Origin of the sequence: Saccharibacter sp. EH611, assembly GCF_009834765.1 — a bacterium.
Classification (GTDB): domain Bacteria; phylum Pseudomonadota; class Alphaproteobacteria; order Acetobacterales; family Acetobacteraceae; genus Saccharibacter.
In genome coordinates this window covers 67,299-78,859 of the sequence record NZ_WVHP01000018.1, presented here as the reverse complement: position 1 = coordinate 78,859, position 11,561 = coordinate 67,299, and the positions used below count along the sequence as shown (strand labels likewise).

Genomic DNA, 11,561 nt, shown 5'->3' with positions numbered 1-11,561 from the left:
TGTTTTGATCGCCACTATGGTGGTTTGGCCCGTTCTATGGATTGCGTTTGTGATAGCCTATTTTAGGCGTTTCTTTGGGGAGCTGTGATGATGGACAGTTTCCATGCCGTTTTGGTCGCAATCCTCCTGTATCTCGCCCTCGGTCTCTACGTCAGACATCGAGAGCGCCGTTTCCGCCCTAACTGTCCACGAGGGGACATCCCAACACTGACAACAATGCTGTTCTGGCCGTGGAAGATCGCGGTCGTGTTCTGGAAGAAATGGAGGCGGGGATGAGAGTAGATATTGATAGCTGTGAGGTAATGGGATGCGATGGGACAAGATATTTCCTAGTGTCTGAGCATTGTTCCTGTCATGTTTGTGCCCCTTGTTCTTATTGCGAAGAGAAACCGTTGATTTGCGATACATGCGGTGCACGCTCTGATGATTTGCAAGAACAGGAGACCGGCCATGACTAACATGCTAAAGCCGTGCCCGTTCTGTGCGTCAAGAAATTTAGATATTTATGCGCAGATGCATGAAGGGAACGATGTGGGATGCAAAGTCGTTTGTGAACGGTGCTGGTCATCCGGGCCGTTGATGAATGGAGCAACAGAAGAGCAAGCGTGTTCTTTGTGGAACGCGCGGAGAAACAAAACCGTTCAGCTTCAGAAGCATTGTGATCTTCTTTTCGCATTTGGTGCCGAGGGCCCGCGTGGTCGTGATTCCCAAGAGTGTGAGGAGCGTTGGAATCAGCGTCGCGAATGGGTTCCGTTCCGTGAGGCGGTGGATATGCCAGAATTCAGATACGGCATTCGCTACCCCGCCAAGTTCCCAACTGCTTCGGAACCACATCGTTATGGGTGGGTCGAAGCCAACAAGAAAGACGATGGGCGTATGTTTTACTACGTCAACGGCTGGCATAAGCAAACGCTAGACACTCGGGCAGATAACTTGTGGGGCGAGCCAATAGTCGGCGACGTGCTCGTTCTTGTCTCGGCTTTGGAGGAATACGCAGATCAGGAGGATGAGAGATGACGCAGGTTGAGGGTACTCCTAAAACGTTATTTGATAGCGGAGAGCTCTTAACGTTGGAGGAGATTTTGAACAAAACAAAATTCAGTAAAACGTATCTTTACAAGTTAATGAAAGAAGGCGGGTTTCCTCGTTCTATCAAATTTAGCGTGCAGACAGTACGCTGGCCTTCGGACGAGGTTAATAGTTGGTTTGAGAATTTTTCTAATGACGGCGAACCTGAAGAATAGAAGAAGTTGGCTTCGCATCACGTAGCAGGAGGTCTGCCCACTCTTGGGCAATCTCCTGCCTTTTTTCTAAGTGTTGGGCACGGTTATAGGCTGCTTCAACAGAGTTTTTAGGCACATGAGCAAGCATCATATCAATGGTAGATCGATCTTCTGGTCTCTTTTCGTTCATAATCGTTGAGAATGAAGAGCGGAAGCCGTGGGGAACGTGCTGTCCTTCGTAGCCTGCTCGTTTGATGAGGGCGCTTAACGTATTCTCTGACATTGGCTTATGGGGCCAACGAACGCTTGGGAATACAAAAGGGGATTTTCCCGTTAGAGGCCTTATAACTTCCAGAATAGCGCGGGCTTGGCTAGAAAGAGGAACAACATGGTCTCTTCGCATTTTCATGCGGCCTTCTGGAATTGTCCAAACATTGTCTTTCACTTCCTCCCAACGCATTCCTCTGACCTCATTTGACCTTACGGCTGTCAAGGCAAGAAAGCGCATGGCTAATAATGTAACAGGATGCGCTGGGAAGTTCTCTATCGCATTGAGCATATGTCGTAGGCGCGACAGATCCGTTATGGCTGGCTGCTTTCCTTTTCTTACAGGAGAAAGGAGTGATTTTAATTGAGGGGCTGGATTTGATACGGCCAGACCATTGGCAATACCATAATCAAAAATAGCACTGATACGCTGACGAACACGATGAGCAGTTTCGTTTGCGCTTGTTTTCTCGATGGTGCGTAAAACCTCAAGGAGCATTGGAGGGGTGATGGAGTTGAGAGGGATGGCTCCAAGGCTTGGCCATACGTGACGCTCTAAGCTGCCGTGTACATCTGCGCAGTGTTTCTTCACCCAACGAGATTTGTTGTGCTCAAGCCATTCTTCACTCACGCGACGGAAATGATCGTCCGTTTTGTAAGCCTTCGCTCGTCGCTGTTTGCGGGTTAGGGAAGGGTCTCGTCCTTCTCGTAATTCTGCTCGTGCATCATCACGTGCCTGCCGTGCTGAGGATAGGCTAACTTCTGGGTATTTCCCAAACGACAGAAGGCGTTCCTTACCACCGAAGCGATATTTCATGCGCCACAAACGAGAACCGTTGGGCTGAACATAAAGAAATAGACCTTGGGAATCGCTTAGTTTATAAGGCTTTTCAGCACCTTTTGCTTTTCGTGCTGCAACGTCTGTTAGCATGATACCCCCGCCCCAAAAAATATACCCCCAATAATACCCCCTTTTTCTGCGGCTTCAACAGCACATGTGCGAACGTGTGGGGACTGGTTTGTGTTCTTAAATGGCCGTAAAGTGCCATTTTTCGGACGTATTGGAACTAGTGGGGAATGGTTCATGGCGGAGAGAGTGGGATTCGAACCCACGGTACGCTATTAACGTACACACGCTTTCCAAGCGTGCGCCTTAAGCCGCTCGGCCATCTCTCCAGCGAGCGTGTGTGTACAATACCAATATTATTTTAAAGAGCAACCCTATTATGAGAATTTTTGACAAATTTTTCTAAAAGTAGGGCTGATTTCTGCCCGGGAGCACTTTCTACACCTGAGGACACATCCACCGCAGGAGCATTGCTTGTGACAATTGCTTCATGGACATTATCTGGTGTTAGTCCTCCAGCAAGTAACCATGGACGAGGAGAATGCCACTCTTGGGTGAGCGTCCAGTCGAAGCGTTTGCCAAGACCTCCAGGACGGGTATCGTTCTTATCTGCTGGAGCTTCTATGATAAACCCATCAGGGAGATTGTTGAACGAAGTGGGCAAATCGCTTTTATGCCGAATGCCGTGAGCCTGCCACACAGGGAGATTGAAATGTTTTCTAAAGGAAAGAGCTTCTTCAACGGATGTATAAAGTTGTAAAATATCAAGAGGAACAACGTTGAGGATGTGAGCGATTTCATCAAACGTTGGATGTACAAAGAGGCCAACGCGTAGTGGCCCCCCTTCAGCAGGTGAAGGAACAGATTCATGCAAAGATTGAGCGTTCTGAGCCGAAAGTGAGCGAGGGGACGGAGGGTAAAAAACAAACCCGACCCATTTTACACCGAGCTGGGCGCAGAGCTGGATATCCTCCGTTCGCGTTATGCCACAGATCTTTACATCACTCATCGTGCGTTAAGTTCGTCTTGAATGTTTCGAGCTGCGCGTGCGGGGTCTTCAGCACGGGTAATAGGGCGCCCGACAACAATCCAATCAGCACCAGCTTCGGCAGCTTGGCGAGGGGTCATAATGCGCTTCTGGTCATCTGCTTGACTGCCAGCAGGCCGAATGCCTGGGACAACAAGTTCGGGAGTGTCTCCAAGAGCATCGCGTAATGCAACAATTTCGTGTGCTGAGCAGACAAGTCCATCTGCGCCTGCCTGCATAGCAAGGCGACCAAGCCTTACAACTTGCTGAAGGGGGGTTGCGTTGACACCAATTTCAGCAAGCGTTTGGGTGTTCATACTCGTCAACACTGTTACAGCAAGGAGTTTGGGGCGCTCGAGGTCGTTAGGAAAAGATTCTTCTAAAACTTCGCGAGAGCGTTGGATCATTTCTGTTCCGCCACTTGCATGAATAGTGGTCAGAAGTGGCTTAATAGGAGTTAATGCTTTAAGACCTGAGGCAACAGTGTTGGGAATATCATGAAGCTTCAGGTCAAGAAATAGCTTTTGGTGCTGGCTTATGTCACTCACAGCCTTCAGACCACATGAGTAAGTGAATTCTAACCCAAGCTTAACGGCATCTACGGCTCCTTCTAAAGAAGAAGCCCATTGTTGAGCAGTTGCGAGGTTTGGTGTGTCTAATGCAGCAATAAGGCGAGTGCGACGGTGGGCCATTATGAGTGTCAGTTCCGAGGTGGCTGAGAAGAAGTCTCAGAGGATGTTGAGGATGGTTCCGTTTGAAGTTGCGTAATGCGTTTATGCAGTTCGACAGCTTCTTTTTCAAGAGAGCGGACGCTCCCCTCTGCGCGGCGCGCGCGGTGGCGTTGGCGGAGCTCTCCAATCCATCCAAGAAAAAATCCCATTAACAGGGAAAGGACTGTAACGGCGAGGATAAACTCACCGGTAATGACGTGCCAATCAAACGAAACAAACCAGACCGTCATGGGGGCAGGATTGCTCACAGCTAGTAGAACAAAGGGTGTAAGAAACAGAACGCCGATGAGAAGTCTTATCATGGATTAACTCCTAATCCTGTTAAAGAGAAACAATGAGAGCACATAGTGGGGGATGTATATTAAGACTTTGTTAGAGCATTGCAAAGGAATCTCATGACATGGGATAGGTTATAATAGCATATTTATGTTAATAATAAGAGAATTGTGATGAAATTTACTATTCTTATGCATGAAATGCTTTAAAAGGCTTGACGCTGCTCGTTCTTTCTTTTGTGATTACACGTGGCAGGTGTAGATGTAAGGTTTAACTGCCACTCTTTTCTACATTGGGATAATGACTGCAAAATGACGAAAAATCCGCAAAGCTCAGATTCTAAGGCTGCAACCGCATTGAAGCTCGATTTGGGCTCGCAATATCTTTGCCATGCAACCATTGATGTGCCGAATACACCGGAAGTGTTGCGCACGTTGAAGGCACCGCCTCACTTGCATCTTGTTGTTGATAAAAGCATGCGCGAAGCTTCTGATGTTGAGGGTGCTTATGAGCTGCGTCTTATCGTGCGTGCTTTTGGATATCCTCATGCGCCTAAAGAAGGTGAAAATCTTCAGCCGCTTTATCAGGCTGCGGTCGTTTACGCAGGTTTGTTTGGTGTTGTGGGAAAAGCTCCTTCAGAAGAGCGTGAGAAATTTATCGCACAAGAGGCTGCAGGGTATCTTTTCCCGACAGCTCGGAATATCCTGCTTGATCTCATTCGTGAAAGTGGTTTCTCCGTAAACAACCCTCAGCCGATTGATTTCCGCACATTTTGGGAGAAAAGTGACGAAGCGGGAAAGGCTGAGAAGAAATAAGGTAACAAAGACGTGTCAGAGACGGTAATGAACAAATTTTCCTCTGCTCAAATTGCGGAACAAGCCTCCGCACCGGTTAGATGGAAGTTGTTCGATGCCGCTTGGTATCGTCGACGCTATCGGGCTGTACTGTCTGATCAGGAGCGTTCCGCTGATGATCAGACGCTGTACAACCTATGGCAACAGGAGAGCGTTAAAAATGGACGCTCTCCTAACAGATTTTTTGATGAAAAATGGTATTTGCGCCACAATGGCGATGTTCTAAAAAGCATTCAAAACAAAGGCATTTTTGAAACTGGTTTCCAGCATTATGTAGATATTGGCAGCCGAAGTTGTTCTGCTCATTGGTTATTTGATATAGATACATATTTAAGGAATAATTCACATATTAGTCTAAGATTTATTTATAAAACAGGTTTTGTAAATGGATACGATTATTTTTTAAAGGTTGGTGATTTAGAACGACAAAATCCGCATCGTTTTTTCCAGCAAGAGCTATTTATTCGTGAATGCTTAAAAGATGGTGTAGATTTTGATTGTGAGAAAGGAGGGTTTGATCAATATCTCGCTCTTGAGCACCCGAAGATGGGGAGAGTTCGGACATCGTGGTATTTTGATCCCAAATGGTATTTGGAGCGTTACCCTAATGTGGAGACAATGATTGAAGAAGGACAATTTGAAACCCCTCTTCATCATTATTTAGCCAGTGACAATATTGAGAGTTTTGATCCTAATCCTTTCTTTAGTGAAGACTATTATCGTGAGCGCTATCCAGACGTACGAGAGGCAATTGAAAAGGGTGTGTTTCGGAACGGTTATGCGCATTTCATTGCTTCAGGGGTATATGAGCATAGGCAGCCGCATGAGCATGTAGATCTTGTGGGGTTTGCGCACTCTTGCGACGTTAAGCGTTTATGTGCGTTAGAAAAAGTTGATGATATTTTTGCACTATGGGTAAAAAAACAGGAAGGAGAAGTAACGCAGACCTCTGAGGATGCTGCGTTAGCGACTTATCAGAAGCTTGCCATTGGTCATGTGGGGACGGCGTTGCCGTCTATCTTTCGATCTCCATTGTCGTTCGACCACGATGAACATCCTTCGCTCAGTGTTATTGTCCTTTCAGAGGGAGACTATGTCTCTGTTGCGGCGTCGTTGTTGGCTTTACATCAACAAAATGAAGTCTCTTATAATGTCATTCTTGTTAGCAATGGGAATACTGAAGAAAAAAGACGAATATCTCAATTCACTCAAGGTGTTCAATTAATTTACCCTGATACGCTGATATCTGAAGCGGAGCAGTTTAAACGGGGGCTTGAACATGCACAAAGTCCGTATGTTGTTGTTATGCGGGCGGGTATGCAGCCGACTGCGGGAGCTTTAAACGCCATTAAACGGGCTATGTTCTATCGGCATATTAAAGGCGGATCAGGCCCGGTTATGCGAGCAGATGGGCGTTTATGTGAAGCAGGATCTCGTTTGTGGCGAGATGGAAGCATAACTCTCAAAGGGGAAGGACGTGCTGTAACGGAGACTGACCTTAGCTATGAAGCCCCTCTGGAGGCGGCGCAGGCAGGCTTCTTTTTTGGTTTACGGTCGGCTTTTTTAAAGGCGTTACCTTCTATTGAAGCTTGTGGTTTAGAGGCAGGCTTTGTTCCATTAGCTTTATCATTACGTGCACAAGGGCTGGGGTGCACATACTTGCCAGATGTTCTTGTGCGCGATTTAACTGCGAAAATTCCGTCAATAGAGAGTAAAGAACGGCAGGCACAAAACATACGTCGTTCTTTTGCTTCTGTATTGATGCATCATCCACTTCCTCAAGGAGGGATGTGGCGTGAGGGGGCGATGGTTTCGCATGTGGTGATGGTTTTTCCTCATCTTCCGCGTAAATGTGAAGGAGGAGCGTCACGGCGGATTTTTCACCAAATAGACGCATTCCTACAAAATAATTGGTTCGTTACCATTGTGGGATTAGAAAACGGAGAAGAAGACCATCTAACAGTTGCTCTTGATTATCCGCCAACGGTTGAGTGTTTATTAGGCGACGATGCTGTTGCACCGCTCTTGACGCAACGTCGAGGAGCCGTGCAACTTCTATGGCTTAATGGAGCACAAACGCTAACCAAGATAGCCCCCATCCTTCGTCAGGATCCGAGCGTGGTAGAGAGCGTTGTTTTGGATACTGTAACGCAAGAAGGCGGTGGGTTGCGTGCTATGGAAGCGCACTTACGGCGTTTAGTGGGCGCAAATGACGATCAGGAACGTTTAAAGAGAGAGACTGCTAGCGAGCTGTCTGATGCTTGGATGTGCCAATACATCATCGCAGGAGATGTAGCCGAAGAGCAGCTTATGCGACGCCTTGGTTTTGAGAATGTTTGGTTGCTTCCTCCTGTTGGAATGCCGTTGAGACGAGATGTTCAACAACGGGGGTTCCATGAGCGTAGTGGGCTTCTCTTTCCACTCTGTATCATGCGTTCAGGTGACGCCGTACATGATGGATTTGATTGGTTTTGTCTGCATGTCGCATCTTATTTAAAACGACATCTTTCTGAAGATGTGCCGTTATGGATTGGCGGTTATCATCATCCTTCTGTCGATGTAAGATTTTACGAACGGTTTGTCGCTCTAGAAGGACTCTCTCAACCTGTCCCAGATCATGTGCTGATGGAGCATTGTCGTGTGTTGGTGGCGCCTACGCGTGTGCTGGCCACACAATCTAGCGAAATTGTCGAAGGAGCTGCCTATGGTATTCCTTCCGTCATGAATAGTTCGCAGCTAGAGGCTCTGCAGTGGGAAGACCGGCAAGAGGGGCTTAATGGTGGCTTTAATGACCCGCAGCGTTTCGCGCAGGCTGTTATTGACGTATATCAGAACGAGGATTTGTGGCTTTCAGTGCAAAACCACGCGTATCAGAAGGTATCGTCTGAAAATAGACTTGCCGATTTCCGACAATCTTTTGACGATTTGTTGGCGTGTGTCTTAGGTGAACGGACAGAGGAAAAAATGGTTTCTTCTTGTGTAAGGAGATCAGAGACACGACGTTTCTCTCCTGCTCCTTTAAGATTACGACCAGAGCCTATATCTGAAGGAGAGGAACATCCCGTTAGCAGCCATGATGCGGAGGAGAGTGAGGATGGAGAACCAGACGCTCCTTTGCAGACCCGTCTTGGTGTTGAGCTTAGTCAATGAACATAATGAGAAAGCTATAAGATTATGAGTTTTGAAAAAAATATGACCTCTGTTCTGGATCATGTTGATGGGAGGATGGAACAAGCGCAGGAACGTTTGTTTGAGCTTTTGCGCATTCCAAGCATCTCGACACAACCTCAGCATGCTGAATCCTGTCGTCAAGCTGCCCAGTGGCTGTGTGATGATTTGAAAAGCTTGAATATGCGCGCAGATATTCGTGAGGTAAGCTGGGCTAAGCCGGGCAATCCGATGGTTGTAGGGCATAGCGAGGAACCGGCGGGTTCTGTGCCTCATGTTCTTTTTTATGGCCATTATGACGTTCAACCGACTGATCCTGATGAACTATGGAAGACTCCTCCTTTTGAGCCTCGTATTGTAAAGGATGAAACGGGGCGTTCGGTCATTGTTGCGCGAGGAGCGAGTGACGATAAAGGCCAGGTCATGACATTCCTCGAAGCTTGCCGTGCTTGGAAAGACGTTCATGGGGCTTTGCCTGTTCAAGTGAGTGTTTTGCTGGAAGGGGAAGAAGAGTCAGGGGGTGAAAATCTCTTACCGTTCCTCAAAGAACATGCGGATGAATTAAAAGCTGATGTTGCCTTAGTGTGTGATACGGCTATGCCAGACCGCGTTACCCCTGCTGTGACAACATCGCTACGTGGGACGGTTGCTGAAGAGGTTGAAATCGTGGCTGCATCGCAGGATCTGCATTCTGGGATGTACGGCAATGCGGCGGCTAATCCGATCGCACTGTTGTGTCAGGCGCTGTCAGGTCTGCGTGATGATGAGGGCCGCGTGACATTGCCGGGGTTCTATGATGGTGTCACCGTACCGGATGACGCAACAAGGGAGCAATGGAAGCGTCTCTTTCCCGATGACGCAGCCTTATTAGCGGGGACAGGGCTTTCAATCGCTGCGGGAGAAAAAGGGTTTAGCGCGGTTGAGCAAACCTGGTGCCGTCCAAGCTGTGAAATCAATGGTATTTCTGGAGGGTATGAAGGAGAAGGCTTTAAGACTGTCCTTCCAGCAGCAGCAAAAGCTAAGGTGTCGTTCCGTTTGGTTCCTGGGCAAAACCCAGACCACGTGCGTGAACAGTTCCGTGATTATATGAAGCGTTCTGTCCCTGCTGATGTGCAGGTGCGTTTTACGTCTTACGGTGGCTCCTCGGGGTTTGCCGTTTCACGACAAAGTGCTTTCCTCCCGGCGACACTCAAAGCATTGAGTGAGGAATGGAAGACAGAGGCTGTAACGATTGGGTGTGGTGGTTCTATCCCGGTGGCGGAGGAGGTGCGTCAGGCATTAGGGATGGATGCACTTATGGTCGGTTTTGCTCAAGCTGATGACCGAATTCATTCACCTAATGAGCAATATGGCCTTGATTCTTTCCGTCATGGTATTCGCTCTTGGGTACGTATTTTAGCAGAGCTCTCCACACTATCGGTCTAAAGGGGTCATGATGTTGCGACCATTAGCATTGACGATGGGGGATCCGGCCGGCATTGGCCCTGAGCTGACTGTCAAAGCGTGGAGGGAGCTGAAGGATAAAGAGACGCCGTTCTTTTGGATCGGTGATGTTACACTTATCGAAAAGGTCGTTCCGGTTAAGCGGATCAGTTATCCAGAAGAGGCATTGTCTTGTTTTGGAGAAGCTGTTCCGGTTCTTCATATTCCCTGTTCTGTGCCAGTGACACCCGGCCAGCCGGACATACGCAATGCAAGTGCGACGATTGCCAGTATAGAGGAAGCGGTGCGGAGCGTGCTGGCAGGGCATGCGAGTGCTGTGGTAACGAACCCGATTGCGAAGCATATTTTAGCGAAAGCAGGCTTTCCTCACCCAGGGCATACAGAGTTTTTGGCTGCCTTATGTGATGTCACGGGCAAAGAAGTTATGATGCTGGCTTGCCCACAGCTCAAGGTTGTATTGAGCAGCATTCATATGCCGTTGCGCCGCGCTATTGAGACGTTAAGCACAGATCGGATTGTAGAGGTCGCACTTCTGACTGTTCACGCCTTAAAGCGTGATTTTGGTCTTGAGTGTCCCCGTCTTGCTATAGCGGGGTTAAACCCTCATGCGGGTGAAGATGGCATGATGGGAACGGAAGAAAAAACCATTATTGCCCCTGCTGTTGAGCAGATTCGTGCTGCTGGTGTGACGGTGAAAGGGCCAATGCCACCTGATACGATGTTTAGCGCAGCGGCGCGGCCTCATTATGATGCGGCAATTTGTTTATATCATGATCAAGGGCTTATCCCGGTCAAAACCTTGGATATGGCAGGTGGCGTCAATGTAACATTGGGTTTACCTATTATTCGGACATCTCCTGATCATGGAACGGCTTTTGATATTGCGTGTTCGGTAGAGCAGGGGCATGCTGATGCCTCAAGCTTGGTTGCTGCTTTGTTGTTAGCGGCAGAGATGGCACACCAACGCTTTGAAGTGAGAAAATAGGAGGAAAGCATGATTCGTCTCGGGTTGAATGTCGATCATGTCGCGACTCTACGTAATGCGCGTGGAGAAGCTTATCCTGATCCAGTCGATGCAGCGCGTATTGCTTTGGACCATGGAGCTGATGGGATTACAGCACATTTACGCGAAGATCGGCGTCATATACGTGATGCTGATATTGAGCGTTTGCGCAAGCTGCCTGCACCACTTAATTTTGAGATGGCTGCGACAGATGAAATGGTTGATATCGCCTGTCGTGTGAAGCCTCATGCATGTTGTTTGGTACCAGAACGCCGACAAGAAGTAACAACTGAAGGTGGTCTTGCGGTTGTTGCTCAGGAGGTGGAACTTCAAGCGAAAGTGGCACGACTTTTGGATGCCGGTATTCGCGTATCGCTTTTTATTGACCCAGAACCAGCCGCGATTGAAGCAGCCCAGCGCTTAGGGGCGCCTGTCGTAGAGCTTCATACAGGCGCCTATGCGCTGGGAGGAAGCGAAGAGCTTGCACGTTTACAAAAAGCGGCTGAATGTGTGGCTCAATGTGGCATTGAGCTCCATGCTGGGCATGGCCTTACTTATGACAACGTTGGCCCGATTACGCGTCTGCCGCATTTGGCAGAGCTTAATATTGGTCATTTCCTTATCAGTGAAGCAGTGTTCTCCGGGATTGGGCCCGCAGTGCGCAGTATGAAGAATCTGCTTTCTCGCTAGGTAGTACATTCCCCCTTCAAGGGGGGGTATCC

12 protein-coding genes and 1 tRNA gene are annotated in these 11,561 nt (G+C 48.3%); 8 read left to right on the top strand and 5 right to left on the bottom strand.

All coding sequences use genetic code 11. The features are described 5' to 3' along the window. Positions 1-87: 87 nt before the first annotated feature. The 3 genes from GS535_RS05080 (at position 88) to GS535_RS05070 (ending at position 1,244) form a co-directional block, all read left to right on the top strand. Entirely contained in the window at positions 88-276 is a 189-nt protein-coding gene (locus GS535_RS05080; RefSeq protein ID WP_160792238.1) for a hypothetical protein, read from the top strand. A gap of 174 nt (positions 277-450) precedes the next feature. Continuing rightward, positions 451-1,017, top strand: a complete 567-nt coding sequence (locus GS535_RS11130) for a hypothetical protein (RefSeq protein WP_237442200.1) — start codon at positions 451-453, stop codon at positions 1,015-1,017. Further along, positions 1,014-1,244, top strand: coding sequence for an AlpA family transcriptional regulator (locus GS535_RS05070; protein WP_160792237.1), 231 nt, complete (start codon positions 1,014-1,016; stop codon positions 1,242-1,244). Before GS535_RS11130 ends, GS535_RS05070 begins: the two co-directional genes overlap by 4 nt. On the opposite strand, the gene GS535_RS05065 is transcribed toward GS535_RS05070, so the two are convergent. The 5 genes from GS535_RS05065 to GS535_RS05045 form a co-directional block, all read right to left on the bottom strand. Next, positions 1,219-2,421, bottom strand: coding sequence for a phage integrase central domain-containing protein (locus GS535_RS05065; RefSeq protein ID WP_160792236.1), 1,203 nt, complete (start codon positions 2,419-2,421; stop codon positions 1,219-1,221). The two genes, GS535_RS05070 and GS535_RS05065, sit on opposite strands and share 26 nt — an antisense overlap. 154 nt (positions 2,422-2,575) lie before the next feature. After that, positions 2,576-2,666 (bottom strand) — tRNA-Ser (locus GS535_RS05060). Between the two features lie 32 nt (positions 2,667-2,698). Continuing rightward, positions 2,699-3,346 (bottom strand): phosphoribosylanthranilate isomerase, encoded by a 648-nt coding sequence (locus GS535_RS05055; RefSeq protein WP_160792235.1) that lies wholly within the window; start codon positions 3,344-3,346, stop codon positions 2,699-2,701. Beyond that, positions 3,343-4,056 (bottom strand): orotidine-5'-phosphate decarboxylase, encoded by a 714-nt coding sequence (gene pyrF, locus GS535_RS05050; protein WP_160792234.1) that lies wholly within the window; start codon positions 4,054-4,056, stop codon positions 3,343-3,345. Before pyrF ends, GS535_RS05055 begins: the two co-directional genes overlap by 4 nt. Positions 4,057-4,064: 8 nt before the next feature. Beyond that, positions 4,065-4,397 carry a LapA family protein gene (locus GS535_RS05045; RefSeq protein ID WP_160792233.1) on the bottom strand — a complete coding sequence of 111 codons (333 nt, stop codon included), beginning with the start codon at positions 4,395-4,397 and terminating at the stop codon, positions 4,065-4,067. Positions 4,398-4,682: 285 nt separating this feature from the next. Between GS535_RS05045 and GS535_RS05040 the strand changes: the two genes are divergently transcribed. Genes GS535_RS05040 through GS535_RS05020 form a run of 5 tightly spaced genes read left to right on the top strand, consistent with a single transcriptional unit; the run spans position 4,683 to position 11,529 of the window. After that, positions 4,683-5,186 carry a protein-export chaperone SecB gene (locus tag GS535_RS05040; RefSeq protein WP_160792232.1) on the top strand — a complete coding sequence of 168 codons (504 nt, stop codon included), beginning with the start codon at positions 4,683-4,685 and terminating at the stop codon, positions 5,184-5,186. A 27-nt stretch (positions 5,187-5,213) separates the two neighbouring features. After that, on the top strand, positions 5,214-8,375 hold the full coding sequence (locus tag GS535_RS05035; protein ID WP_160792231.1) for a glycosyltransferase: 3,162 nt from the start codon (positions 5,214-5,216) through the stop codon (positions 8,373-8,375). A 24-nt stretch (positions 8,376-8,399) separates the two neighbouring features. After that, positions 8,400-9,818, top strand: coding sequence for a M20/M25/M40 family metallo-hydrolase (locus tag GS535_RS05030; RefSeq protein ID WP_202401612.1), 1,419 nt, complete (start codon positions 8,400-8,402; stop codon positions 9,816-9,818). A gap of 10 nt (positions 9,819-9,828) precedes the next feature. Continuing rightward, positions 9,829-10,821: a 4-hydroxythreonine-4-phosphate dehydrogenase PdxA gene (gene pdxA / locus GS535_RS05025; RefSeq protein WP_160792265.1), complete on the top strand. Its 993-nt coding sequence runs from the start codon at positions 9,829-9,831 to the stop codon at positions 10,819-10,821. Between the two features lie 9 nt (positions 10,822-10,830). Continuing rightward, entirely contained in the window at positions 10,831-11,529 is a 699-nt protein-coding gene (locus GS535_RS05020) for a pyridoxine 5'-phosphate synthase (protein ID WP_160792230.1), read from the top strand. Positions 11,530-11,561: the final 32 nt, after the last annotated feature.

Coding starts and splice junctions, on each gene's coding strand:
- GS535_RS05035 (WP_160792231.1), top strand. CDS start 5,214: ATGAACAAATTTTCCTCTGCTCAAATTGCGGAACAAGCCTCCGCACCG.
- GS535_RS11130 (WP_237442200.1), top strand. CDS start 451: ATGACTAACATGCTAAAGCCGTGCCCGTTCTGTGCGTCAAGAAATTTA.
- GS535_RS05070 (WP_160792237.1), top strand. CDS start 1,014: ATGACGCAGGTTGAGGGTACTCCTAAAACGTTATTTGATAGCGGAGAG.
- pdxA (WP_160792265.1), top strand. CDS start 9,829: ATGTTGCGACCATTAGCATTGACGATGGGGGATCCGGCCGGCATTGGC.
- pyrF (WP_160792234.1), bottom strand. CDS start 4,056: ATGGCCCACCGTCGCACTCGCCTTATTGCTGCATTAGACACACCAAAC.
- GS535_RS05065 (WP_160792236.1), bottom strand. CDS start 2,421: ATGCTAACAGACGTTGCAGCACGAAAAGCAAAAGGTGCTGAAAAGCCT.
- GS535_RS05045 (WP_160792233.1), bottom strand. CDS start 4,397: ATGATAAGACTTCTCATCGGCGTTCTGTTTCTTACACCCTTTGTTCTA.
- GS535_RS05040 (WP_160792232.1), top strand. CDS start 4,683: ATGACGAAAAATCCGCAAAGCTCAGATTCTAAGGCTGCAACCGCATTG.
- GS535_RS05080 (WP_160792238.1), top strand. CDS start 88: ATGATGGACAGTTTCCATGCCGTTTTGGTCGCAATCCTCCTGTATCTC.
- GS535_RS05020 (WP_160792230.1), top strand. CDS start 10,831: ATGATTCGTCTCGGGTTGAATGTCGATCATGTCGCGACTCTACGTAAT.
- GS535_RS05055 (WP_160792235.1), bottom strand. CDS start 3,346: ATGAGTGATGTAAAGATCTGTGGCATAACGCGAACGGAGGATATCCAG.
- GS535_RS05030 (WP_202401612.1), top strand. CDS start 8,400: ATGAGTTTTGAAAAAAATATGACCTCTGTTCTGGATCATGTTGATGGG.